This is a genomic window from Bradyrhizobium sp. CCGB01, from assembly GCF_024199795.1.
GTDB lineage: Bacteria > Pseudomonadota > Alphaproteobacteria > Rhizobiales > Xanthobacteraceae > Bradyrhizobium.
Genome location: NZ_JANADK010000001.1, coordinates 2,571,917 through 2,596,599, shown reverse-complemented (window position 1 = coordinate 2,596,599; position 24,683 = coordinate 2,571,917). Strand labels below are relative to the sequence as shown.

The following is a 24,683-nucleotide window of genomic DNA, read 5'->3' as shown; positions in this document are numbered from 1 at the left end:
CGCAGCGCCTTGCGTGTGATCGCGTGCGCAACACCGTCAACGCCAACCAGCCACAGTCGGCCGGTGCCGTCGTCAGCGACGATGCGCTGTAGGGTTCCCGAATTTCACCGTCACTTCAAAATCCCCCGCCTCCGCTGCGCTTCACGAATTCGCCGGACTGCAGCGTCGTTGTTGCTAGATGCCCGAAGCGATGCGCTTGTCTCCTCATAGGCTGGGAGTGCGGTCAGCGTGAGCTCATACAGATCAAGATCTGTAATGGTCCTGAGCGGCAATCGGTCACCGCCATCCTTCCATTCCTCGGCGCGCACCCTGAAACCAAAGCTGCAGCCCTTCACGTCCTGTCGGCCGACAGTTCCGAGCGCAGTCTGGCCCTCGGGAGTCGACGGATCGACCGTCAATGCAAAGTACAGCCCTACCCTATCCTCACGCAATGCAAGCGTGCCCGCCGAGACGCGACCGAGCACCCGGCCGATGTCGTGACTTAAAATCATCACGACGTCTGGGCTTTCCTTGAGCGTGCGGGTGAGGCTTCCCGGGGCGAGTTGTTCGCGCCACTCGCCCGCGATCACGGTCGGGCTGTTGTAGACGATTGCGTACCCCGAAATAACGCTATCGGCCATTGGCCACCTTTCTGGAGGCGGCATCGAGCCTGGCTTCGCGCTTGCCCAGCCTCGACTTGGCTCGCAGCTCACGCGCGATTTCGATGGGGTCAGTATCGGCATAGGCTTCTGACTTGCCGGGCAGTTTGATGCGGCGCGATTGCTTGGTTAACCGCGTACGCTTTGAGGTGGCTTTCTCAAACATAGCCCGCCCCCTTACTTCCTTCATAAATCGCGGAATCTGTCCGTCGCGGGGATCGCCCAGGAAGCCAAGTGCGAGCGGGATCAGCGATGTCCACGCAACATCCTCGGCCTCAAACTGATTCCGCAAATCGTCGTAGCCAGCCCGCGCCTCGGCGAGCGCTTCGAGAGCTTTTGCGACGGCAGCAACGCGCTTGCCGTACTCCGGCTTCACAATTTGGCAAACCGCAGTGCTCGCCGGCCCCTTCGCGTCGTCCAACCTACGAAAAACAATTTCCAATGCCGCCTCGACGTCTGCCAGCTGTGCGCGGATGTCCGCAGCCTGCTTTCGCAGCATCGGGGCACTGTCGGCCTCGTCGCCCAACAATTCAGCGATGCGCGCCGAAACGCGCGGGCCTTTGTCACCGGCCGCATCGATCTGTTTCTGCACATCGCGAAGCTCGCCGTTGAGCTTCGACTGCAGCGTATGAAGGTCGGCCCTCTTCTGTACTAAGGCGGCAAATTCGGGCGATGCCTCAGCGAGCGACGGGATGCGGTATTCAGCCGCCTCTTTCTTCTTGAGCAATGCCATCTTAGAAAAGATCCTTCATCAAATTTACAAACGCCTCGCCCTTCACAACGCCAGCAATGCGGTGCGGGGCCTGCTGATGCGTTGCCAGTTGTCCTGGCAGAACAAATCGCGTTACCGTGCCTTCCGGCGTATGTGCTGAAAGCTCGCGCCAAAAATGCACGAACTGGAAGCGATGGCCGCGAACGTCCTCGACGGCACCGGCCCGGCCACCGATTGCGATTTCGGACTGCAGTTCCAAATATTCCAGCGCTGAGCGCGGAATGCTGTCGGGCGCGTCAGCCGACAGCACAACACCGCCAGGCGTCATTGCCGCGTAGGCGCGTGCGTGATCCACGGCCTCGTGCAGTTTTGGCGCGCTCATCAGCGTAGCGAGCAGTAGGCACACGTCCCGCTGATCCAGTTCCGGCGCAACGCCAGGTGCGCCAGAGGGCAGAAGGTCCGCCTCTTGCAGACGTCTGCTTACCCCGCTGCTGCGCGAGCGCGGGAAACCGATGTGATGCTCGATGGCGTCGAGCACGCGAGTCAAAGTGGCCACGCGGCCATTCTCCTTCGTTGGAAATTGCGATTAGATGGTGAAATAAAAAGCCGCCCAGCGGCTTCGCGGCACTACGCCGGGAAAAGGGGCGCGCGGGGGTCGAACCCGCGCTAAGTTTTTTGCACGTCACGTCGGGCCACAAATTGTGGCCTCATATCTCTGGCGACGAAGTCTGTGTTTAGCGCAAACCGCTAGGCGGCCATAAGTTCGGCCAGTTTTCGGGCGGCGCGGACCACAGCCTGTTTGCCAATTCCCTCGTATGTCCGCTTGCTGCTGCCCGGACCGGCAACCAGTTCACCGATCTCAGCGGCTGTATTGTCATCAAGAACCGCGTCCAGTACGTCTGCATGCTTCCCCATTTTGGTCCTTAGGCGACTCTGGTCGATACTTCGGACCATTACATCCTCGACCGTCTGGGTATTACTTTGGGCTGGCGAGGCCCTGGCCTTACGAGGACGGCGGAACCGTTCGACGTGCATGGCCGCGCTGTACGGAGGGAGCTTCTTTTCGAAGGTTGGATCTTTCTTTGCCTTCTCACCCTCCTCGTACATCGCAATCAGATCTTCGGCGCTCGTCGTCTCCATCAGGGTTTCGACGATGGTGCCCTCGGGTGTAGCGGGTTTATTTACAGGCCGCGCTGGTTCGGCGTGGTTGTCGTTATCGGCAATGAGCGGCTTACCGGTGAGTTCTGACCACGCGTTGATGTTGTGCAGCGTGATGGTATCGCCAGCCTTGTGGAGGGCTGGAATTAGCTGGGAGCGGTTCACTACTGGCTCTTGGTGTGGCCAATCCGGCTGCACACAATTGAAAAATTTGCCCGATTTAGCGTGCGATTGCAGTCACGCCGCTTCGTCATCCTCCTCATATTCAGCGTCCATCCACGCGGGCCAATCGCTTTGCTGCGGTGGCAAGGCGTCGTCGGCGTGGCCGGTCGCCTTGATGGCCTGCGCCCACGTCATCTCTTCACCGGCTGGGGTGTCAAAGAATTCCGGATGCGCCTTATCCCACTCACGCCGGCCAGCTTCACGCTTCCACTGCGCCTCTTTGCGTTTCTGCCATTCATTCACGTACGGCGCGATTGGCGGCATGGCGTCAATGCGCGCTTTGACTCCGGCCAGCCATTCCTCGTCCACGGGCTTGGATGGCGGTTGCGGCGATGTAATCCAGCTCTCAAGCGCTTCCTCAACTTGCTGGCAGAACGCTATCCCTCACCTCCGCCGGCAGGCAAAGATTGACTGGCTCGTCTCGCCTTTGCGAATCCGCGGTCTGTGGCCATGAAACGCGTCAACATGGGCGCGATCAGCTTCGCGGGGTCGATACGCTGCCCACTTCCGCCCGCCATGGCCTCTGCATAGGTCACGAGATCCCGATGCACAGCCGCTGGAAGGTCAATGGTGACTTTGACCGGCTTGTCGTCGGGCAATGCGCCAATCTTAAGCTTCGTCATTTCACCCCCTGTACGGCTCAAGAACAAGATCGCGGTTGACGACAATGCGAATGGAGAATCCAGGTCGCACAGTCAGAGTTGGCTGGATGTTGAGACTGCGCCGGACGACTTGTTGTCCGGTTTGGTTCAGGGAGTCGGAGGCGCCGTGTCGTAGTGCCTGGATGATTGCACTATCGTTGCTGTTGGTGTCCGAGCCAGCACCTAGTTCAGTCCCGACCGCTAGAAACGTCGATAGGGCCGCGGCCTTGAATAGTTCACCCCAGTGGTTGTCGACTTGGTCCTCAAGACCTGCATAGCCAGCTGCATCGGCGCCAGGCTGCCGCTCGAGGACGATGGAACGTCCATTGGGCATGATCAGCCGCGTCCAGACCAGCAGCACGCGTGACTGGCCGAAAGTGACCTGACTGTCGTACACCCCGATCAGACGCGCCCCCTGAGGCACGAGCAAAAAGCGCCCGGTCGGCGTATCAAAGACATTCTCGGTCACTTGCGCCGTGATCTGGCCTGGAAGGTCTGACCGAATCCCGGTGATCAGCGCTCCCGGAACGACGGTTCCAGCTTGCATGATGTAAGGTGAAGCCGGCTTTGCGATACGGTCCGGGCTCACTGTCCGGCGATCCACGGATGCATTGACGAAAGCGAGCTTCCTGTCCTGGCTGTTCTGCGAAGATCCTTCGTCGCTATTGGTAGTCGAAATCGACGAAGCATTGCGATCGCTTGTTTGGGTCATAGCACCGGGCTGACGCACCGCTTCCCCGCTGGCAGAAGCGAACAAATGGCTCACACGAGCCGCTTCGGTTTCCTGATCCCGACGTTGTTGTTCCGGATCCAGAGCCGTGGCGCCGATCGCCGGTGGCTGGCCCTGCGCGGCAAGAATCGGCCGGCCAAGATCGCCTGGCAGTGGTGGGCCAAGCTGCGGGATCGATTGGCGTGGAACACCCGTGTAGTCCTTGGGCAGCGTCGTGATGCCGTCGGCTACATTGTGGTGGTCGGTGCCATAAAGCTCTTCAGCCGCCTGATTTCGAGACCGGTTACCTTGCAATGACCACAACATAGTTCCGCTGATAACAAGCAGGGCAATCGCGCTCCCTCCGGCTAGCACCTTCCTTGACAACCGTGTCACGCGTGGATGTTCCGCTCTCAAGCGGAAGCTCTTGGACTGTTCAAGGTGGACCTCTGGCGAGACCGCTTGCTCGTGATCGCTTCCATTCACGGTGTTCATGACGAGGGTCTCCCGTCGGTCCTGACGATCCTGACCTTTTGCTGGTGCTCACCGCCGATCCGGAGTTCAGCGGCCGCAAACAACCGGTCGACGATCAAGACGTTGCCGTAGGCGCGATAATTGACGAGCTCGGTCTTTCCATCAGACCCGATGACGAAGAGCGGAGGCATCTCTCCTTGCACAATTCCCGCCGGAAATTCGATGTAGACTTTGCGGCCGTCGTCATATGCAGCGAGTGGCCGCCAGGGCACGCTGTCCCCTTCGATGGCGTAGCGCGAGATGCGCTTCGATGGATCCGGCAAAGCGGGTCGCAAGGCAACTGAACGCACTCGTTCGCGCACCGTTTCCGGATAGTACCATGCAACAGATGGCATGTATGGCTTCTCGCGGGAGCGGAGTTCAATCAGGTAGGTCCGCCGATCGGTATTGACGACGAGGTTGGTCTCGACCGATGCGCGGGTCGGCTTGACCAGGATATGGACCCGTCGTGTATCCCCGCTCCCACTTTCGGTATCTCCCACCACCCAGCGCACGGTGTCGCCGGCGGCGATGGGTCCCGATCCCGTGAGTTGCTCACCCTCTTCCAGCGCAATATCGGTGATCTGTCCGGGGGCGGCGTAGACCTGATAGAGCGCGCCCGGACTGTAAGCATAGACCTGCGCCGCGTTGAAGTACCCTCGCCTTCGGGGTTCGACCCGGGCTGCACTGTTCGCCGTTTCGACGCGGCTCACGGCTTCGGGCTCTTCCTTGCCTCCCGACTTGCCGCCGAGCGCCGGTTTCCAGAGCGGCGGAACGTGAAGCGGCCGCGTCCTCTCGTCGAAAGCCACTGGCGGAGGTGGTAACGGCGGAACCTCAGCATCATAGCTGATCTGCGGGGGTATGTAGGTCGCGCAGCCAGTGAGTGCCGACGAACACAGTATGAGGGCGGACAGTAAAGCTCGCTTCGAGGCCACAAACTCGAACCAGGACGAATTGACGATGGGGTGCGCGATGGGACGATTCGAACGAGGATCGGAGAACATCTTGATCACTGACTCAACTCCTTCGACCAGTTGATGGCGCGGACATAGACGCCAAGAGGATTCTTGCGCAGGCGCTCGGCGTCGCGCGGCGTCTCGATCACGATCGTGAGAATTGCGGTCCACCGCTCGGTCGAGCTCAACGAACCGTTGTCATAGGTGCGCTGGGTCCAGGCGATCCGAAAGCTTTCCAGCGAAGCGCGAATGACGCTGGAAACGTCCACGGAGATTTGTGCCTTGCCCAGTTTCGCGAAGGGGTCGTTGTTGCGCGCATAATCGTTGAGTGCAGCCGCGCCGCGATCGGTCGTAAAATCATAGGCGCGGAGCCAATTCTGGCGCAGAACGATGCCATCTGCCGGCAGGCCTCTGACATCCTCGATAAAGCGCGCCAGATGGTAGGCGATCTGCGCGTCGGTCGGTTGATACTCGAAGTTCGCTGGTGCCACCCTCTGGGCCTGGCCAAGGTGATCTACTTCGACCACCCAGGGCGTGATCGAGCCTTGATTCGATTGCCAGACAAGGCCGGCGGCCAGGCTACCGGACAGCAAAAGGCAGCCGAACGCCATGAGTCGCCAGTTCTTGGCTTGCACGCGCGCCGATCCAATGCGCTCGTCCCAAACGCGGGCTGCTTTCTGATAAGGCGTGACCGGCTCGGGCATGCGCCCGTAGTGAACGGAAGATCGTTTGAACATAGATGATTGCCCCTGAGATAACCGGTTTTAAATCGTGCGATGCGCGGGCTTGAGAAGCCGTCGCCTCGCGGGTGCCGAATGCGGAAGGCTCGTCTGGATCAGCGTTCTCCTTCGGACAAATCGACGGAAGAGCCGCCACCGCCCTGGTCGCCGGAGCGCACCGCGTGACCGGCCGCTGACGCGCCATGCCGAACGGTCTCGGCACGCTTCATGCGGCGCGCCCAGTCGGGCTGTCCTTCGGCCGAAGTGCTCGCAACCTGCTCTCCCGCCTGCGGCGTTCCGCCGAACGAGGTCGCCGCGCGACGCAATGGATTCAAAGCTGCAGAACCAGCAGCCTCCGTGAGGCCCGCGAGGCCACCGCTTCGGTAGGCGGCGGATGCCCCGCTCAAAATCGCGCCGCCGCCGCGCGCGGCGCCTGCCATCGCACCACCGGCAAGACCGGCACCGCCAGCTGCAAGACCGGCGCCCGCCGCAACTACACCGCCAGCGGCCAGGCCCGTTCCAATCGCAGCTCCAGCGCCTAGTTGCGGCCCGCCCGATACCAAGCCGTTTGCAATGCCAGGACCGAAGATGCCGAGCCCCAGCAAGGAGAGTGCAGCTAGGACCAGTGTCATTGCGTCTTCGATGGTCGGCTGTCCGCCGGCGAATCCAGCCGTGAACTGCGAGAATAGTGTCGATCCGATGCCCACGATGACGGCCAGGACCAAGACCTTGATGCCGGAGGATATGACATTGCCCAGAACTCGCTCGGCGGCGAAGGCGGTCTTGCCGAACAGACCGAAGGGAATGAGTACGAACCCGGCCAGCGTCGTAAGCTTGAACTCGATCAAGGTGACGAAGAGCTGGATCGCCAGAATGAAGAACGCGAGCAGCACCACGATCCACGCAAACAAGAGAACGAGGATCTGGACGAAGTTCTCGAAAAAACTGATGTAGCCCATCAGGTTTGAGATGGAGTCGAGCATCGGCCTGCCGGCATCGAGGCCGACTTGTGCAATCTTTCCAGGCCGCAGAAAATCAGATGCAGAGAGACTTGCGCCGGACGCCCTCAACCCAAGGCCCGCAAAACTCTCGAAGACGATGCGCGCCAGGCTGTTCCAGTTGCTAATGAGGTAGGAAAAGACACCCACGAAAAGCGTCTTCTTGACGAGGCGCGCGATGATGTCCTCGTCCGGTCCCCAACTCCAGAACAGAGCGGCAAGTGTGATATCTATGGCGGCAAGAGTTGTGGCAAGATATCCGACGTCGCCGCCCAAGAGGCCGAAGCCGTTGTCGATATAGCGCGTGAATGTTTCCAGAAACTGGTCAATGATTCCGGTACTACCCGTCATGGCTTGCCCGCCTCAGGCGTCGCCGATTGCGGATATTCTTGGGGGACCCGGCTCTGATCCTTTGGGATGACCGTCGAGCCGGCCGCATCATCATCGGCGCGAACCACGACACCGTCTTTCCGGCCAAGGAACCGACGTCGGTTTTCGGCCCAAACCTGCTTGCAGTGTTGATATCCCGCCGCTTCCTCCGAATTGATCTGCCGGCAGCGCGCAAGTTCAGAGCCATCCTCTGTCCTTTGTTCCGTCTTCTGCAGCGCCGGAGACCTGTCTCTTCCGCGAAGCTGGAACGTGCAGGCAGCGACGAGCAACACGCCGATTGCCGTGAGCAACGACAACGCCTTGAATGTCCTGACATGAGTCATTAGTGGAACATCTGCACATTGGATGATTGATAGCCGAGCCCCGGTGTCAGGAAGCGGCGAAGCTGTTCGCGTCCCTGATCCTGGGCCGAGGCGCGCTGAGCGGCCTCAAGACTCTGCAACCTGCCCTGTGCCGTCACGACGGCGGTAAGGTCTGCGAACTGCTGCGCATTCAGCGCAAGAAGTTGATTGCCTGCCTGGGTCGCCTGGAGTGCGCCGCTAGCACCCTGGCTTGACGTCACCAGCGCTGAAGTCTGGATGCGATTGGTATCGAGGTTGCCAACGATGCCAGCCTGGAGACGAAGCGCATCCTGCGTCGCCGCATACGTGTTCTGCCAACGTGATTGTGCGTTGGAGACCAGCGACTGGTTCGACTGGCTGCCGGTGGCCGGCGCGTAGCTGGTGGAGAACGCGCGATCGATCTGCTGCACATCGTAGGCGAGCCGCTGGGCCTGAGCCAGTAATTGCTGGGTCCGCTGGATCGAGGATTGCAGTTGCTGCAGCGATGAATACGGCAGGTTTGCCATATTCCTTGCCTGATTGATCAGCATCTGAGCTTGGTTTTGCAGCGAGGTGATCTGGTTATTGATCTGCTGAAGCTCTCGAGCAGCGGTCAGGACATTCTGGGCGTAGTTGTTTGGATCGAACACGATCCACTGCGCCCGTGCGGGCATCGTGAAGCCGAGCGCCAGCACGACGGTGCCAACGCACGCCAACAGGCCAGGACGCCTCATGGTCTTTTCTCCAGGTTCGAAAGATTAGGAATGAGGTCGACGGCCCAAGCGACGTCACGATGCTGCAGCCAGGCCGGTACGAAGCCGTCAGGTCCATGTTCGGCAAGCAGCTGCGCGATGGCAGCCTGGTCTGTCTTGGACGAGGCCGCCGTAAAGGCGAGCGCAATGTCCCCAAGGCCAAGTTCGAACATCCGGTTGCCGCGCCGGGATTGGCAATAGTAATCCCTCTTGGGCGTAGCCCGGCTCAGAAGCTCGATCTGTCGGTCATTGAGACCAAAGCGGCGGTAGATTGCGGTGATTTGCGGCTCGATCGCCCGCTCGTTCGGTAGCAACAGCCGCGTCGGACAGCTTTCGATGATCGCCGGCGCGATCGCGGAGCCATCGATGTCCGAAAGCGATTGGGTGGCGAAGATGACAGACGCATTCTTCTTCCGAAGCGTTTTCAACCACTCCCGCAGCTGACCGGCAAAGTCCTCATCGTCGAGTGCCAGCCAGCCTTCATCGACAATCAGAAGGGTTGGCCGGCCGTCGAAACGGTCTCCGATCCGATGAAAGAGATAGGCCAGCACGGCCGGGGCGGCGCTCGTACCGATCAAGCCCTCGGTCTCGAAGGCCTGAACCGAAGCCTCGCCGAGGCGCTCGAACTCGGCATCGAGCAAACGCCCAGACGGACCGCCCAGACAGTAAGGTTGCAAAGCACGCTTCAGCGAGTTGGATTGCAGGAGAACCGACAAGCCCGTGAGTGTGCGTTCCTGCCTCGGTGCTGAAGCGAGCGACGTCAGTGCGGACCACAGATGATCCTTGACTTCCGGGGTAATCTCGATCTTTTCCCGTGCCAGGATCGCGCCGATCCATTCGGTGGCCCACCCGCGCTCGGAAGGATCATCGATCCAAGCCAACGGCTGCAGAGCGACAGGGCTTTCCTGCGCATCGGACAACGCACCGCCGAGATCATGCCAATCGCCATCCATGGCGAGCGCGGCTGCCCGGATCGAACCACCGAAATCGAACGCAAATACTTGCGAGTTCGGATAACGGCGGAATTGAAGCGCCATCAAAGCGAGCAGGACCGACTTCCCGGCTCCCGTGGGCCCGACCACGAGGGTGTGACCGACGTCGCCGACATGGAGGGAGAACCGGAATGGCGTCGATCCCTCGGTCCTGCCAAACAGGAGCGGCGGACCCTTGAGATGCAGGTCTCTCGCTTCACCAGCCCAAACGGCCGACATCGGCATCATGTGAGCGAGGTTGAGGGTTGAAACAGGCGGCTGCCGCACATTGGCATACACATGTCCCGGCAGGCTGCCGAGCCAGGCTTCGACGGCATTGACCGTCTCGATCATGCAGGTGAAATCGCGGCCCTGAATGACTTTCTCGACCAGACGCAGCTTCTGATCGGCCGCGGCGGGATCTTTATCCCATACTGTGATCGTTGCTGTGACAAAGGCCTGTCCGATCTGGTCCGAACCCAACTCCTGCAGGGCGGCGTCGGCATCTATGGCCTTGTGGTGGGCGTCGGTGTCGAGCAACGTCGACGCCTCGTTGGTCATGACCTCCTTGAGAATGGCGCCAATCGATTTTCTCTTGGCGAACCATTGGCGGCGAATTTTGGTGAGCAGCTTGGTGGCGTCGGTCTTGTCGAGCATGATCGCGCGGGTCGACCAGCGATACGAGAATGCCAGACGGTTTAAATCATCCAGTATTCCCGGCGTCGTCGCGCCAGGGAAGCCGACTATCGTCAGAACCCGCACACTGGCCGTACCCAGCATCGGCTCCAGCCCACCGGTCAGCGGTTGGTCAGCCAACAGCGCATCGATGTACATTGGAATTTCGGGCACGCGAACGCGATGGCGGTTGGTCGAAATCGTTGAATGCAGATAGGTCAACGTGTCCTGATCATCGAGCCAGGTGCATTCGGGCATGAACCCTTCGACCAGTTGCAGCACACGGTTGGTCTGGTCGATAAATCCGCGGAGAACCTCGCGGGCGTCTGCTCCAACAACACGGTCGCGTCCCTCATAGAGCAGTCGCTCCGCCCTGGCGGCTCGCTCCTCTGGAGGCAGATAAAGAAAGGTCAGGAAATAGCTGGATTCATAATGGGCGCCGGCCTCTTCAAAATGGGCCTTGCGTTCGACATCGACCAGCGCCGATGCGACATCCGGAAAAGCATTCGGCGGATAAACGCCCGCCGAATGACGCTGCGCCTCAACGAATACGGCCCAGCCGGATCCCAGCCGGCGCAAGGCGTTGTTCAGGCGACCTGCGACCGCAACAAGTTCGGCCGGTACGGCGCTGTCGAGGTCAGGGCCACGAAATTTCGCCGTCCGTTGGAAAGAACCGTCCTTATTGAGGACGATCCCCTTGTCGACGAGGGCTGCCCACGGCAGGAAGTCGGCGAGACTCGCGTTTGATCGGCGATATTCGGCGAGGTTCATCAAGACGGTGAGCTCATGTGTTGAGATGGCCGGGAATACGCAGATGTCTGCGCACGACATCGACGAAGGCTGGATCGCGCTTGGCGGCCCAGACGGCTGCCATGTGACCGATGAACCAGAGGACGAGACCCGCGATCCAGAGCCGCAGTCCAAGCCCAAGCGCTGCTGCAAGGGTGCCGTTGACGATTGCGACCGACCGCGGCGCGCCACCCATCAGGATCGGCTCGGTAAGCGCGCGATGAACAGGCACGACAAAACCTGCGACCGGTTCGTCCATCAGATCACCACGCCGCCGCCGAATGAGAAAAATGAAAGGAAGAAGCTCGAGGCGGCAAACGCGATCGACAGACCAAACACGATCTGGATCAGCCTGCGGAAGCCGCCTGACGAATCTCCGAACGCAAGAGTCAGCCCGGTCACGACGATAATGATGACCGCGATGATCTTGGCGACCGGCCCCTCAACCGATTGCAGAATCTGATTGAGCGGCTGCTCCCACGGCATGTTCGAGCCAGCGGCCCATGCCGGGGCTGTGGTCAGAATGACCGTAGTGGAAGCTGCCAGAAGGGCGATTCCTCGAAGAAGGCGATATTGCGGATGCATGTCAGTCTCCTGCTGGTGAAAGGCTGTAGTCGCCTGCGGCTCCGAGTCCTGTGACGAGGGCGAGTTCGGCGAGTCGACGGTCAGTGCCTCGTCCCGCCAGCACGGCGACAACGTTGATTGTCTCGGCGATCAGCGCACGAGGGACCGTGATAACGGCTTCCTGGATGAGTTGCTCGAGCCGCCGTAGCGCACCGAGCGCTGTACCGGCATGGATGGTCCCGATGCCGCCCGGATGACCTGTACCCCACGCCTTGAGCAGATCGAGAGCTTCGGCGCCACGAACTTCGCCAATCGGAATGCGATCAGGACGCAGCCGCAGCGAGGATCGGACGAGGTCCGATAGCGTGGCCACACCATCTTTTGTCCGCAAGGCTACGAGGTTGGGTGCCTTGCACTGAAGCTCGCGTGTGTCTTCGATCAGGACGACTCGATCGGAACTCTTTGCCACCTCGGCCAGGAGTGCATTCGTCAATGTCGTCTTGCCGGTCGATGTCCCACCGGCGACGAGGATGTTCTTCCGTGCGGCGACCGCGTTCTTCAGGACGCTGGCCTGCTCGGAGGTTATGATCGCCTTGGCAACGTAGTGGTCGAGCGTAAATACAGCGACTGCAGGCTTGCGGATGGCAAAGGCCGGTGCGGCAACGACGGGAGGCAAGAGACCTTCGAAGCGCTCCCCGGTTCCAGGCAATTCGGCCGAAACCCGTGGCGCGCCGGCATGCACCTCGGCGCCTACGTGATGCGCTACCAGGCGAACGATGCGCTCACCATCAGCTGCGGAGAGGATTTCGCCGGTATCGATCAGGCCATTTGACAACCGGTCGATCCACAGCCGGCCATCCGGGTTGAGCATCACCTCGATGATCGTTTCATCCTCGAGGTAGCCGGAAATCGCCGGACCGAGCGCGCTGCGCAGCATGCGCGCGCCGCGTGAACTCGCTTCCGATTGAATGGAATTGATTGCCACCGTCGTCCCCACCCGATGAGAACGCTCAAGAAGGCGCCCTCACATGGGAACGAATAGAAAAGGCACCGGATGACTTATCGCAACAAGCCTTTGCCGTGATCGTAGGCCAGCGTAGAAAAGGAAGTGCTTGCGGAGGTTCGTTCAATCAAGCGTCGCTGCCCGGCTCAATACGCACGGAATCGTCCGGAATTTCGCGCAGGAAATTCTGTCCCTTCTGCAAGCGGCGGCCGAGCGCTTCCACAAATCCTTCAAAGCGCTCCCTGCCCTTGATCTGCGCCGCCGTCTGCGCGTCGTTTGGCAATGGTGGCGTGATTGTCAGCCAGAAACGAATGAAGAGAGCCAGGGTCTCCGCGGTCAAACCTACGTCGCGCTCAAGCCTCTGCATCTGGCGCGACAGCCGGTCCAGGCGACGAGCAAACGCTGCCTCCCGCCTGTCCGCACCGTCCGGCGAGAGAAAGGACGCAACCGCGGCTTCCACGATCGCCGACCGGGAAAGGTTCTTGCGATCGGCCAGATCCGAGATCTGTTTAAGGAGTTCGGGCGGAAAATAGACGTTCATTCTGTCGCGCATGGTGCCTCAAAGCTCCATGCCGTCGTTCGGATCCATGGCGACCTGGCGCGCGACGCCGCGCATTTGCTGGCGCATAAGCCGCGACTGGCGCACCGCATCCTCGTCATCGTCAAGAACAGCGGCAAATTCTTCTGCAGGCGTCGGCTCGGCCGTCTCCTTGACGATCGCAACGTGATCAGGCAGTTCGGGCTCACGCCGAAGGCCGCCGTTTGCAGTGTCTTCCCCTGCCTGCACGACCCTGTCAGTTGCAGACGGCGCCGGCTTGGGCGCACCAAGCGTCGACCATCCGTCTGTTCGCAGTGATCGGCCGGAAACCCCGGGATCTGGCGGCGGCAAGACCCGCTCGATAAACCGCTGATCCTCAAAATAGCGCACCTTCTTCGCCCGAACCGGAGGTGTCCCTGCCACCATGACGATCTCGTCTCGCGGTGGAAGCTGCATGACTTCACCGGGCGTCAGGAGCGGCCGTGCGGTCTCCTGCCGCGAGACCATGAGGTGCCCCAGCCAGGGGTTCAGCCGGTGCCCGGCATAGTTCTTCATCGCCCGCATCTCGGTCGCTGTGCCCAGCGCGTCTGAGACCCGCTTTGCGGTCCGCTCGTCGTTGGTCGCGAAGCTGACGCGGACGTGGCAATTATCGAGGACCGCGTTGTTGGGTCCGTAGGCCTTCTCGATCTGATTCAGCGATTGTGCGATCAGGAAGCTCTTGATTCCATAGCCCGCCATGAAGGCTAACGCAGACTCGAAAAAATCGAGACGCCCGAGTGCCGGGAACTCGTCAAGCATCATAAGAACCCGGTGCCGGCGATCGCTGGCGTGCAAGTCTTCGGTCAGGCGGCGGCCGATCTGATTCAGCACCAGGCGGATCAACGGCTTGGTCCTCGAAATATCGGAGGGCGGCACCACCAAGTAGAGCGACGTCGGCCTGTCGTCGGCAATCAGGTCGGCTATACGCCAGTCGCACTGGCGGGTTACCCGCGCCACGACGGGATCACGGTAAAGTCCGAGGAACGACATCGCCGTGGACAGGACGCCGGAGCGCTCATTCTCCGACTTGTTGAGCAACTCACGCGCGGTGGAGGCGACCACGGGATGGGCACCTTCTCCGCCGAGGTGCGGCGTTGTCATCATCGCTTTCAACGTGGCCTCGATCGGCCGCTTCGGGTCCGATAGGAACGCCGCGACGCCGGCCAAAGTCTTGTCTGCTTCGGCATAAAGGACATGAAGGATGGCGCCCACCAGGAGCGAATGACTGGTCTTTTCCCAATGGTTCCGCTTGTCGAGTGAGCCTTCGGGATCAACCAGGACGTCGGCCACATTCTGGACGTCTCGCACCTCCCACTCCCCGCGCCGGACCTCGAGCAGCGGATTATAGGCTGAGGACTTTGGATTGGTCGGGTCGAACAACAGGACGCGCCCATGACGGGAGCGGAAACCGGCAGTCAATTGCCAGTTCTCGCCCTTGATGTCGTGAACGATGGCCGAGCCAGGCCATGTCAGCAGCGACGGGACAACCAAACCGACACCTTTGCCGGACCGGGTGGGAGCAAAGCACAACACATGTTCCGGCCCGTCATGGCGCAGATAGTCATCGTCGAGCTTGCCCAGCATCACGCCGTCCGCGCCGAGAAGACCGGCGGCTCTCACCTCTTCCGGACCGGCCCAACGCGCCGAGCCATAGGTCTCGACGTTCTTGGCCTCGCGGGCCCGCCAGACCGACATGCCGATCGCCGCCGCAATCGAAACGACGGTGCCCGACGCTGCAATGAAGGCACCCTCGACAAAGACCTGAGGCGCATAAGCGTCGTAGACAAACCACCACCAGAAGAAGATCGGCGGGTAGTAGAATTTCCAACCCCACAGCTCGAACCATGGACGGCCAAGCTCGGGCTGGTAAGCGAGCCGCCAGGCAGTCCACTCGGTTGCTCCCCAGATCGCCAGCAAAACGATCAGGCCGACAACGATGACCTGTCCCCATAAGATTTTGGTCCCGGACATCCGAACGCCCCTCGCGCTACTGAAGTTGACCAACCAAAGCTAGAGGCCCAGATCGCGCTTGCGGCCAAAGCCCCATTCGATGCCACCGCCTTCTTTCGTGACACCCGTGACGTGCTGGCCGAACTTTTTCTCGAGCTCGCGCGACCATGGCACGAGCTGGAAGCCGAGCCCGTTGTCGATCATGGCAAAACGCCCCGACGCCAGGGGCAGCCGCTGGCGATACGTGCCTGCCACATGTTCCCCCGAAGCCGCACGGACGTGAGGCAAGCCAGTCTCGGCTGAGACCCTTGCTCCTGCCTCGTCCAGTTCGCGGCGGCGCAACGTATTCAATAGGTCGCGCTGCAGGATGGTGCGTTGCCCTTGCCGGCGCGCCAGGCCTCTCTGAACCAGATGCTCGGCACGCGCTTCCATCGCGTCGCGGGTCTCACGGCCGAATCCTCCCATGGCAAGCGGCATCGGGTCCCGTTCGACCAACCGATGGTCTAGCCAGGTCGCGCCTTTCGCGGTGATCTGATCTCCTAGATCAAGATCGGAACGGGGTGCGAGCACCACGGTCGGTTGCGGATCGCCGCTTTGACCGAAGCGCCGGACTTCGACGATGCCACCCACCGGCGGAGCATGTTCAAAGGCCTCGATGCCGCGGAATCGGACGTGGTGCGCGCGTCCATCTGTTCCATCGATTACGGCATAGGCCTCGCCGGTCAGTTCGTCGTGCAGTCCTCGATCAACCAGCCGTCCCACGATCTGGGATGCCGGCGGCCCACCCTCGATCACGTAATCGGAAAGACCACGTTCTTCTCCACGCCCGGTGAAGGCGCGGTGCATGGTCTTGATGATGTCGCCGCGCATCCCGAGATCGCGCAAGCTATGCTCGGCCTCGAGCCCGACCATCCACTCTCCTGGCGCCGCTGACGCCGCAAGGCCCATTTTATCCAGGTGCTGGAGGCGGCCAACCATCAGACGCCGGATCTCGGGATCGGAGCTGCCAGAACTCTCAGGACGAAGATCAATGTGGCCGGTTTCGTCGGCCGCCAATCGGATCTCGCGATCAAGCCGCGTCCATCGCTCCGCCGTGACCTCCCTTTCCAGCGAAATGCGGATCTCATGCTCCGGCTTCGGACCCAGTTCTATCGCGACCAATTCCTCAGCGCGTGAACGCAAGCCCCTGCTGATGTAGTCCCGGGAGATCACGAGATCGGCGCCTTCCTCATCGAATCCCCGCACGAGAAGATGGACGTGAGGGTTGTCGGTATTCCAATGATCGACGGCTACCCAATCGAGACGCGAGCCAAGATCGATCTCCATTTGCCGGGCGAGATCGCGCGTGAAGGCTCTGAGGTCTGTCATCTCGCCGGCATCCTCGGGCGAGATGATGAACCGGAAATGATGGCGATCGTCCTGACACAGCTCCGCGAAAGCCGCGCCGTCGGCCCGATCGCTGCCGGCGTCGAACATCTCAGCTCTCTCACCGCTCCGGGTGACGCCGTCGCGCTTCAAGTATGAAAGATGGGCCGCTAGCGGCGCCGAGCGGAATGCCCGTCCCTTGTGGCGAACAACGCGGGCCTTCACCACAACTCGCCGCGTCGGGCTGAACAATCTGCTGTGGCTAAACGCCAGCCTGCCGCGGCCAAACGTCGAACGCCCATAGGCCCTGGCACGTTTGCCAGCCGCAGCCTGACCCGAGCTATGGCCAGCTTTCTTAGCGGCACGCAGCACCTGGTTGATGAAGCTTTTCGGCTTGGGCGCGCGGGTGCTGCGAATAGGCCCGGGTCGAATACGCACATCGCTGTCGCCAACGGCCATGGTCAGCCCTCAAACGGCGCACGAACGCCTACAGTGCCGAAAAAGTCCTTGATTACATTGTTCAAAGTGCAAGGCGCGGCACGCGCCCCGACCGGCTGGCACGCCAGAACCCAAGCCATGCCAGTGGCTTGCGGTTCGACCGGCGAGCCTCTTTTATCTCGCCTTCCTAATCGGGCGGGCAAAGTCGACTCATTCCTAGGCTTTTCATCGACTCCTCGCAGAATAAGCATCGCTGCCTCCCTCCATCTACGACGCACAAACGTCACCACACCGCGTTGCAGTGGCATTCACCAGGCGGGGTCCATGCGTTCCTTCGCGATTAGCACTTAGGCCGTCGCATGCTCTTCATCATGTTCGTAAACAGGGCTGTCCAAGCAGTTTTGCGCTCTCGTCCCCGAAGGGCGGCAGCAGGCAAGAGATAGCGGACATTCCCCGTTTCGCGGCCCCGCCAGGGGGACGCTCACCGCGCACGCGGATCTCTAATTCGTTCCTCCTCAACATGCTGGGCGTAACCCCAGCGCCTTCCTGACTCGCCTGCGCAGTGGCTATTGCGCCGGCTTTAGGCGCAGCCGCTGCGTGACCTTGGCACCAAATCCGACGTGGAAATCGGTCTCGCTGACCCACATTCGGTGGAGAATGCCCGCGAGCTTTCGCGCGACCGCGGCAATCGCGCACAGCATGCTCGACCGCTTGGCAATTCGCAGGCCCCACGCCCGCAGTGCCGACCATTTTCTGACCCGAAGCAGCAGGCTGGCAGCCGCCTCACAGAGCGCCTCCCGCACGGAGATATCGCCCTGTTTGCTGATACGGCCTTCAAAATCGATCGACGGTGGCGCTTCGGCGTCAGGCCAAAATGGGCACCTACCGTGCGCGATCGGGTGAATCGATGCGGGTCATCAACGCCAACTTTGAACGACAAGGCGACGACCGGACCGACACCCGGAACCGTCATCAGACGGCGGCAAACGGGATCATGCTGGACCACCTGCAGCAGCACGCGATGCAGCCGATCGTAGCCTTCGAGGAGCGCGCGGCGCACATCCAGCATGACCTGGATGGACATCACAAAAATTGGGTCGCAGTGCTCGATTAGCTCACGGATCCGAGCTTCGTAGGCCCCTCGGGCGACCGCTCCGACGAGCAATCCATAGGCCCGCAGCGCGCCCCGAACATGGTTCTCGAGGTCGATCAATTTGCGCTTGAGCAGCTTTCGGTTGGTCAACAACGTGCGCATTTTTTGCATGTCGATGTTCTTGACATGGACGGCGCGGTACCAGCCCAACCGCATCATCTGCGCGATGCCGCGCGCATCATTTCGGTCGGTTTTGTTGCGCATCGTCGACAGCGAAACGCGCATATGGCGCGCTTCCACGACAATGACCGGAAGCCCGGCTGCCTGTAATTCGCGATAGAGCCAGATACCAAGCGATGACGCCTCGACTCCCACCCTATCGAGGCGATCCGCGTAGTTCTCTACAGCGGAGCGGATCGCCTCTGGCTCCGTGCTGACCTTAATTTCGCGGACCGTGAGACCCTCGCTATCGACGATGCAAACGCTGGTTTCTTCAAGGCCGACGTCCAATCCAACGTACAGTTTCATCGGAGCTCTCCCTTGTGGCAACGACCTTCCAAGTCGTTGCACCAGGCTCCGGATTTGGCCACGGCCGCGTTATCCCCGTGCACCGGTATCTCGAAGCACGATTTGAAGAGCCGTCCTGCCGTCGTGGTCTCCCAGTCGACGGATCCCGAAAGAGCCGGCGCGACTTGGCAGCCGGCTCGCGAAGCCCCCACTGCTTCCGAGCGCTTGCGATAGCGATCCTTACCCGAAGGGCCGAGACACCCGAAGGGTGGCTCGGTGAGGAGCGAAGTGACGAGTAGAGCGCGGGCCGAAGGCATCGCCCCTACGCCATCGGCACGCGGCACCTGCTTGGTGAAGCACACCAAAGCTTGCGAACCCGCACACTTGGTCATTGAGATACTGCCGAATCCTATCGAGGGACGAACACGCCAATAGGCCGGGGGACCATGGGCGAAACATCGCCCACCGAGATTGCAGCCGTGACACCGCTCGACGGCATGAGCGCCTGCAACCGATCGCGCGTTTTCATTAGATCGGATCGCGTCACGAATAGCGTCGCAGCTGCTGACGACTGTCCGCTGGACGTCCATATTGGCGGCAGTTTGATGGCAAGCAGATTTGCAAGCTTTGCGACGTATGCTCGCGTCTCATCCGGCAAAGGGCTACCCGCGAGATGCTCTTCATAGCGGGAGGGTCCCGCGTTGTACGCGGCAAACACGCCAGGCGACCCATACCGCTCGAGCAGTTCGCGCAGATAAGCCGTGCCAGCTAGAATGTTGTCATGCGGGTCGTAGGGATCGTTCCCGAGATTGTAGCGCTCGCGAAGTTCCGCCCAGGTCGCCGGCATGATTTGCATCAGGCCCATTGCGCCCTTTGGCGATCTGGCCTGCACGTCTCTAGCGCTTTCGACGTTAATGACCGAACCGATCCAGTTCACCGGAATTGCAAAACGCTTCGAGGCTTCGTCGACGAAAGCTGCAAACGGGTTGCTTGCCTGAGCAACCGCTTGAGCTAACACTGATCCACTCTCGGCTAGAGCAGCACTGTCCGACGCAGCGAAAACAAGCAGCAGCGACACGACAGCCCAAATACGCAAGCCCGGCCGAGCCAAGCATGCCGTCGTGCTCGCGCCCGTCCAGGGCAAAGCCGCTTCGCGCCGGCCATGCGGCCGCCCTGGACTGCCGCGGCGCGCGTCGGCCCTGCTAGCGTTGGTCGGGACGGAGGAATGGTCCCGCGATCGATCGAACAGAGGAATGGCGGGATAAGAGCGTGGACCACGCACGATCACTCCTCCCACGTCCACACCGGCAGCGCACGGCCGATCACTGCCGAAGCAGGCAAGAATCCAAAATATCGGCCATCCAGGGAGTTGTCGGACTGCCAGTTCATCAGAAACAGCTCGCCATCACCGACCACGCGGCAGCCCTGCCATTTCGGCAATTGCCGCCCGCGTCCGTCGCGATCCTTCGCTTCGCCCACCGCCACGTCATCGACGGAAATCGTGATGCCGGTTCTGCAAACGGTCTGCCCTGGAAGGGCAAGCACGCGCTTCAGCATGGGGACGCCAATGGGCAAATAGCCGTTAAGGTCGAGGAAGGTCGCTAGCGGCTCCGGCGGCTGCACCGCGACCAACTCAGTGACTTGGAATTGGTCCGCCGGTCGGAGGCTGTAGAGACCGATTGGCACGCTCGCGGATGCGTTCCAGATGTAAAGCGGAAGCGGCTCCAGAACGATCGTCGCGACGAGCGCGGCAGCGACCCCAAACGCCGCGGCCAGCATCACTAGGCGGCCCGTCATCGCATCACCTTTTGGCGATGAAGCCAGGCCTGGTGGCGCGCTTTCGTATATTGGCGCGGGTTCTCGTTGACGGACAGGCGGTTATGAACGTGATGCCAATGATCAGGCGCAACATCAACCGGATCGATGCCGAGCGCCTCAATGGCATCGATCATCTGCAGCACGCGCTCGACCTTCGGCCAGCCTGACAGGCGCAGCAGAATCTCACCGCCGGGTGCCACATACGGTACAGTCGAACAGCGCTGTCCCGGTGCGACCGCGCGCAGGATGTCGATCCGCGAAATGATTGTGCCAAAGTCGTTGGAGGTCCAACGGACGAAAGCAAAGATGCCGCCCGGTGCAAATGACAGGACACGCCGGTGACGATCGAGCTTTCTTTCCTCTACGACGCGACCGAACCGAATGCGGTTCTCGATGCGCTTCTCGAGCCACAACACTTCCACTTCGGTGAAATCGGTCATGCGGCGGCTCCCCAACGCTGGAGCTGGCGGCCGTGAGCCTGGGGCTCGGTGGACAGTGTGTACCGCCTGCAAACGCAGGCTGGCCTATCGGACGGCCGTTGCCGAGCGCCACCGACGCGGCTTTCGGCCTGGTCCGTTAGAAGAAATCCGAAGGATTTCTGGTTAGCCGGGGTACTGACTTGTGACCCCTCACCGGCAGCGGCTTGGCGATGATGTCTCTCTGAAACGATTCGCGGGCGGAGGGCGTGGTGCGCTCCGGCGATCGGCGGCGGAGGCGCATGATGGACTTCTATGCAGGGCTCGACGTGTCGCTGGAGGCGACGAATATTTGCGTGGTGGATGGCGACGGCAAGGTGGTCCGGGAAGCAAAACTCGCGACCGATCCGGACGCGATCGAGCTGTTCCTGGCGGAATGGGGCGTGCAGCTCAAGCGCGTCGGGCTGGAAGCGTTCTCGTACTCTGCCTGGCTGTTCACGGCGCTCAGCGACAAGGGCCTCCCCGTGATCTGCATCGAAACCCGGCATGCCAAGGCGGCGCTGATCGCGATGCTGAACAAGACCGATCGGAACGACGCCAAAGCTATCTCCCAGATGATGCGGACCGGCTGGTTCCGCGCGGTGCACGTCAAGTCGGAAGGCGCGCAAACGCTGCGCGCGCTGCTGGTGGGGCGCAAGGCGCTGCTCGGCAAGGTGCTGGACATTGAGAACATGATCCGCGGCCTGCTGCGCCCGTTTGGCCTCAAAGTCGGCGAGATCTCGGTCGGCCGTTTTGATGGGCGCGTGCGCGAGATCGTGGCCGGAAAGAAGCAGCTGGAAGCGATTGCGGCGCCATTGTTGGACGCTCGCAAGGCGATGCGGCTGCAGCTGGCAAAACCGCACCGCCTGGCGCTGGCGGCAGCGCGCAGCGACAATGCAGTGCGGCGGATGATGACCGTGCCCGGTGTCGGCGCGCTGGTGGCGCTGACATTCCCCGCAACTGTCGACGATCCGGCCCGATTCAGGAAGTCGACCAACGTCGGCGCGCATTTTGGATTGACGCCACGGCGCCACCAATCCGGACAGACCGACCGGATCGGGGGCATCTCCAAATGCGGTGACGAGCTGACGCGGGCGATGCTGTATGAGGCCGCGATCGCGATTCTCACGCGCATTCCGAAGAACTTTAAGCTGCGGCTGTGGGGCCTGCGGCTCGCCAGGAAGAAGGGTCTGAAGCGCGCCGCGACGGCCGTGGCGCGTGCGCTCGCCGTGCTGCTGCACAAGATCTGGAGTAGTGGCACCACGTTCCGGTTTGGCGCCGGCGGCAAGCGCGGCCGGGTCGCTGCGGCGATGTAGGGGCCTCCGCGACCCGGCCGCTTCCACGCGCGCCTTCTCCTTCCGCCAAGGCGGAGCAGCGTCTCCCGAGGAGACGGGGATTTGGGTGAGATCGCAACTTTTCTTGCCGGCGGCTTCATGCAGACCATTGAAGCCATCAAGCACGGCGCTGGTTAGCCTGACCGCCCATTCTCCAGATTCCGGCTTGTGGTGGCCGTCGTGCCAACCACGGATGTTAGCGAGTTCTCCTCGACGAGCGCGTGGCTCCAAAGGGACGTGACGCGCATCAGGCGATGATGTTGACGTCAGTGATCGCGAAGACTTGCGCGCGATCGCGTTGGCGCGCGTGCAGCGGCGACAAGAATCGCATTGCAGCGAAGCTTTGCGCGTGCGAGAGTGGATGCATGAGGCATCCTCGTTGCACGCGCGGCCGACTTGTTCACAACGTACTGATTCACAACAAGAAGTTAGTGTCAGTATGTTAGTAAAGTTAGAGCGGCTGGAAAGCGCGGAGAAACAAGCTCTTAAGCTCGATTCCGGTCCCCGATAGCACGAGGATCGGGTCCCCGATAGCACGAGGGTTGCGGTCCCCGATAGCACGAGCTGATTCACAGGTTGTCCTCCGAATTTGGAATGAGACCGCGACGGCGCACGTGGGCCGTTAAGGGATCGACAGGCATAGGAGCGAAGTTCAGGCGCTCGGTACCGTTTGGGTCGCGCGTGAGCACGAGCTGATAGCCGGGCAATGTCTGGCGCTGGACGATCTGGCGCACGTCGTAAGCAAAATGTTTGAGCGGCGAGAGGATGCCGGACTTGGCATGGAGGTGCACAAGGTCAAAGCTCCAGCCGCCGTCCTGACGCCCGCCATGCTTGCGCACGAGACGGTAGAGCCAGCGCTCAAGTCCGCCCGTCAGATCGAAGTAAGCGCGATCGATCGTCAGCACGAGCGCGTCATCGATGACGCCGGCATAGAACCAATCCGGCAGAATCAGTTCGAGGCCAAACGGGCGACCATTTGCATCGGCCGTCTCCTTCCACTCGTTGATCCAGGAGAAGCGATGCCGACGCCGTTCTGTCGGCTGACGGATCGACGTCAGCACGGTCGTTGACTGAAGTCTGTCGAGAGCAGCCTTCAGCCGGTCATAGTCACGCGCGCTGGTGCCGCGGCCGACAAACGTCAAAATCTCGTATGGCGTTGCTGCCATGAGGCGCGACGTCTTCAGGCCGGCGTCACGGGCTTCGACAATCTGGGAGGCGGCCCAGATCAGAACGTCTGCATCCCAGATAGTCGCCACGCCATGTTCCGGCACGGCTTCGACACGAATTGCGATCGCACCCGCACGGAAATCGATCGGCACAACCCGCTTGGTCTTCGCCAGCGAAAAGAACGGATAGGCCATCAAATCCTGCGCGTCGCGGGGCGCAAGGTCACCGGGCAGCGCCCGAAAGAGCTCAAGCTGATCGCGCTCGGAATGGAGTTTGCGCCGCATGATCACAGTCCTTCCGTGGTGATCAGCGACGTTCCTGGCCGGCATAAGGGCGCAGCGCAGGATGCTTCTTGGCCGGCAGCACCGTCCCATTGCCGGTGTCGGAGGTCGACGTCTTGGCGCCCCGGTCGGCCCACGCTTTCAGATCATCCAAGGCGTAGACGACACGTCCGCCGATCTTGCGATATGTCGGCCCTGTGCCGTACGTGCGGTGCTTCTCAAGCGTGCGACCGGAAAGGCCAAGATAGCGCGCGGCTTCCGGTGTACGCAGAAAGCGCGGAGGTAGACCGGCCATCGGATCGGGCATTTGAGAACTCCAGAATGACCGCGCGCCGTAAATGGCGGCGCCGGCGTGTGTGCGGTCATCATGGAGAAGCACCCCCTCGGAGGGGGATGCCGAATATCGAGGGGGCGATTTTCGATACCCCTGAGCGCAGAGGCTATTCGTCCCTGCTCCCGGGCCGCAGAAGCTTGCGGTAGCCACCTCTCATCAGCGCGAGGCCACCTTGCACTAGGCGGACCGTTCGATTGCGCAGATCGTGCGTCTTCCAAGCACGATCGGGGATGCGTTTTTTGCCGAACAGCGCTTCGGCGATGATGCGATAGCTACCGCCGGCACTGTGAGCATCGAGCGCACGGATGGCTGCGCTCAAGCGTTCGCGCCGCTGTTTGGATAATTGGCGAAAGGCTGGACCGGATGCGCGTCCATTCATCGCGCGCCACAGCCGTCGGGCTGCATAGGTACGCGCTTCCAAATCGCCGTCAAACGGCAATTCGGCTGCATATGACGCGCCAAGCATCGGCGGGTCCTTGGACCAGACACGGTGATCCACTGCACCGATGCGCAGCACGGCGTGCCAGCCGTCGGCGGCGCGCCGCACCTGACCTGCTGCAAGGTCGAGCAGTGGCCGAGATGCCGAGCTGCGATCGGCAGTCGAGACTATGGTGACCGGAACGACCGCAGCTAG

26 protein-coding genes and 1 pseudogene are annotated in these 24,683 nt (G+C 61.4%); 1 reads left to right on the top strand and 26 read right to left on the bottom strand.

The window, feature by feature from the left end; translation table 11 throughout:
• Positions 1–110: 110 nt before the first annotated feature.
• The 23 genes and pseudogenes from NLM25_RS11720 to NLM25_RS11610 all read right to left on the bottom strand — a co-directional run bounded on the left by NLM25_RS11720 (position 111) and on the right by NLM25_RS11610 (position 20,918).
• On the bottom strand, positions 111–620 hold the full coding sequence (locus NLM25_RS11720; protein WP_254137060.1) for an HK97 family phage prohead protease: 510 nt from the start codon (positions 618–620) through the stop codon (positions 111–113).
• Entirely contained in the window at positions 610–1,371 is a 762-nt protein-coding gene (locus NLM25_RS11715) for a hypothetical protein (RefSeq protein ID WP_254137059.1), read from the bottom strand. The genes NLM25_RS11720 and NLM25_RS11715 overlap by 11 nt, the downstream gene beginning before the upstream one ends.
• A 1-nt stretch (position 1,372) precedes the next feature.
• A complete protein-coding gene (locus NLM25_RS11710) occupies positions 1,373–1,906 on the bottom strand; it encodes a hypothetical protein (protein ID WP_254137058.1) in 534 nt (177 codons plus the stop codon).
• Positions 1,907–2,097: 191 nt separating this feature from the next.
• Complete coding sequence (locus NLM25_RS11705; protein ID WP_254137057.1) at positions 2,098–2,673, bottom strand: hypothetical protein; 576 nt, start codon at positions 2,671–2,673, stop codon at positions 2,098–2,100.
• A 72-nt stretch (positions 2,674–2,745) separates the two neighbouring features.
• The gene (locus NLM25_RS11700) at positions 2,746–3,039 is read right to left on the bottom strand and encodes a hypothetical protein (protein WP_254137056.1); all 294 of its coding nucleotides are present in this window, start codon (positions 3,037–3,039) and stop codon (positions 2,746–2,748) included.
• Positions 3,040–3,107: 68 nt separating this feature from the next.
• On the bottom strand, positions 3,108–3,353 hold the full coding sequence (locus NLM25_RS11695) for a DUF2274 domain-containing protein (protein ID WP_254137055.1): 246 nt from the start codon (positions 3,351–3,353) through the stop codon (positions 3,108–3,110).
• A 1-nt stretch (position 3,354) separates the two neighbouring features.
• On the bottom strand, positions 3,355–4,575 hold the full coding sequence (locus NLM25_RS11690) for a TrbI/VirB10 family protein (protein WP_254137054.1): 1,221 nt from the start codon (positions 4,573–4,575) through the stop codon (positions 3,355–3,357).
• On the bottom strand, positions 4,572–5,597 hold the full coding sequence (gene trbG, locus NLM25_RS11685) for a P-type conjugative transfer protein TrbG (RefSeq protein ID WP_254141164.1): 1,026 nt from the start codon (positions 5,595–5,597) through the stop codon (positions 4,572–4,574). The genes NLM25_RS11690 and trbG overlap by 4 nt, the downstream gene beginning before the upstream one ends.
• A 5-nt stretch (positions 5,598–5,602) precedes the next feature.
• Entirely contained in the window at positions 5,603–6,286 is a 684-nt protein-coding gene (gene trbF / locus NLM25_RS11680) for a conjugal transfer protein TrbF (RefSeq protein WP_254137053.1), read from the bottom strand.
• Between the two features lie 98 nt (positions 6,287–6,384).
• Positions 6,385–7,617, bottom strand: a complete 1,233-nt coding sequence (gene trbL, locus NLM25_RS11675) for a P-type conjugative transfer protein TrbL (protein ID WP_254137052.1) — start codon at positions 7,615–7,617, stop codon at positions 6,385–6,387.
• A complete protein-coding gene (trbK-alt, locus tag NLM25_RS11670; protein ID WP_254137051.1) occupies positions 7,614–7,979 on the bottom strand; it encodes a putative entry exclusion protein TrbK-alt in 366 nt (121 codons plus the stop codon). The genes trbL and trbK-alt overlap by 4 nt, the downstream gene beginning before the upstream one ends.
• Positions 7,979–8,710 (bottom strand): P-type conjugative transfer protein TrbJ, encoded by a 732-nt coding sequence (trbJ, locus tag NLM25_RS11665; RefSeq protein WP_254137050.1) that lies wholly within the window; start codon positions 8,708–8,710, stop codon positions 7,979–7,981. The genes trbK-alt and trbJ overlap by 1 nt, the downstream gene beginning before the upstream one ends.
• Complete coding sequence (gene trbE, locus NLM25_RS11660; protein ID WP_254137049.1) at positions 8,707–11,148, bottom strand: conjugal transfer protein TrbE; 2,442 nt, start codon at positions 11,146–11,148, stop codon at positions 8,707–8,709. Before trbE ends, trbJ begins: the two co-directional genes overlap by 4 nt.
• A gap of 10 nt (positions 11,149–11,158) precedes the next feature.
• Complete coding sequence (locus NLM25_RS11655) at positions 11,159–11,422, bottom strand: VirB3 family type IV secretion system protein (protein WP_254137048.1); 264 nt, start codon at positions 11,420–11,422, stop codon at positions 11,159–11,161.
• Complete coding sequence (locus NLM25_RS11650; protein ID WP_254137047.1) at positions 11,422–11,748, bottom strand: TrbC/VirB2 family protein; 327 nt, start codon at positions 11,746–11,748, stop codon at positions 11,422–11,424. The genes NLM25_RS11655 and NLM25_RS11650 overlap by 1 nt, the downstream gene beginning before the upstream one ends.
• 1 nt (position 11,749) lies before the next feature.
• Complete coding sequence (gene trbB, locus NLM25_RS11645; RefSeq protein ID WP_254141163.1) at positions 11,750–12,664, bottom strand: P-type conjugative transfer ATPase TrbB; 915 nt, start codon at positions 12,662–12,664, stop codon at positions 11,750–11,752.
• A gap of 193 nt (positions 12,665–12,857) precedes the next feature.
• On the bottom strand, positions 12,858–13,283 hold the full coding sequence (locus NLM25_RS11640; RefSeq protein WP_254137046.1) for a CopG family transcriptional regulator: 426 nt from the start codon (positions 13,281–13,283) through the stop codon (positions 12,858–12,860).
• A gap of 6 nt (positions 13,284–13,289) precedes the next feature.
• Positions 13,290–15,278: a conjugal transfer protein TraG gene (locus NLM25_RS11635; RefSeq protein WP_254137045.1), complete on the bottom strand. Its 1,989-nt coding sequence runs from the start codon at positions 15,276–15,278 to the stop codon at positions 13,290–13,292.
• 39 nt (positions 15,279–15,317) lie between these two features.
• Positions 15,318–17,081, bottom strand: a complete 1,764-nt coding sequence (locus NLM25_RS11630; protein WP_254137044.1) for a DUF3363 domain-containing protein — start codon at positions 17,079–17,081, stop codon at positions 15,318–15,320.
• Positions 17,082–17,626: 545 nt separating this feature from the next.
• Positions 17,627–18,681 (bottom strand): annotated as a pseudogene (locus tag NLM25_RS11625) (IS110 family transposase).
• A gap of 388 nt (positions 18,682–19,069) precedes the next feature.
• Complete coding sequence (locus NLM25_RS11620) at positions 19,070–19,678, bottom strand: transglycosylase SLT domain-containing protein (protein WP_254137043.1); 609 nt, start codon at positions 19,676–19,678, stop codon at positions 19,070–19,072.
• A gap of 266 nt (positions 19,679–19,944) precedes the next feature.
• Positions 19,945–20,457, bottom strand: coding sequence for a S26 family signal peptidase (locus NLM25_RS11615; RefSeq protein WP_254137042.1), 513 nt, complete (start codon positions 20,455–20,457; stop codon positions 19,945–19,947).
• Positions 20,454–20,918: a DUF2840 domain-containing protein gene (locus NLM25_RS11610; protein WP_254137041.1), complete on the bottom strand. Its 465-nt coding sequence runs from the start codon at positions 20,916–20,918 to the stop codon at positions 20,454–20,456. The genes NLM25_RS11615 and NLM25_RS11610 overlap by 4 nt, the downstream gene beginning before the upstream one ends.
• Positions 20,919–21,199: 281 nt before the next feature.
• Between NLM25_RS11610 and NLM25_RS11605 the strand changes: the two genes are divergently transcribed.
• The gene (locus tag NLM25_RS11605) at positions 21,200–22,249 is read left to right on the top strand and encodes an IS110 family transposase (protein ID WP_254141162.1); all 1,050 of its coding nucleotides are present in this window, start codon (positions 21,200–21,202) and stop codon (positions 22,247–22,249) included.
• A 587-nt stretch (positions 22,250–22,836) separates the two neighbouring features.
• Here the strand turns inward: NLM25_RS11605 and NLM25_RS11600 are convergent.
• The 3 genes from NLM25_RS11600 to NLM25_RS11590 all read right to left on the bottom strand — a co-directional run bounded on the left by NLM25_RS11600 (position 22,837) and on the right by NLM25_RS11590 (position 24,596).
• Positions 22,837–23,718 carry a replication initiator protein A gene (locus tag NLM25_RS11600; RefSeq protein WP_254137040.1) on the bottom strand — a complete coding sequence of 294 codons (882 nt, stop codon included), beginning with the start codon at positions 23,716–23,718 and terminating at the stop codon, positions 22,837–22,839.
• 22 nt (positions 23,719–23,740) lie between these two features.
• Positions 23,741–24,022 carry an AlpA family transcriptional regulator gene (locus NLM25_RS11595; protein ID WP_254137039.1) on the bottom strand — a complete coding sequence of 94 codons (282 nt, stop codon included), beginning with the start codon at positions 24,020–24,022 and terminating at the stop codon, positions 23,741–23,743.
• 133 nt (positions 24,023–24,155) lie between these two features.
• Positions 24,156–24,596: a DUF2285 domain-containing protein gene (locus tag NLM25_RS11590; RefSeq protein ID WP_309143591.1), complete on the bottom strand. Its 441-nt coding sequence runs from the start codon at positions 24,594–24,596 to the stop codon at positions 24,156–24,158.
• Positions 24,597–24,683 lie beyond the last annotated feature (87 nt).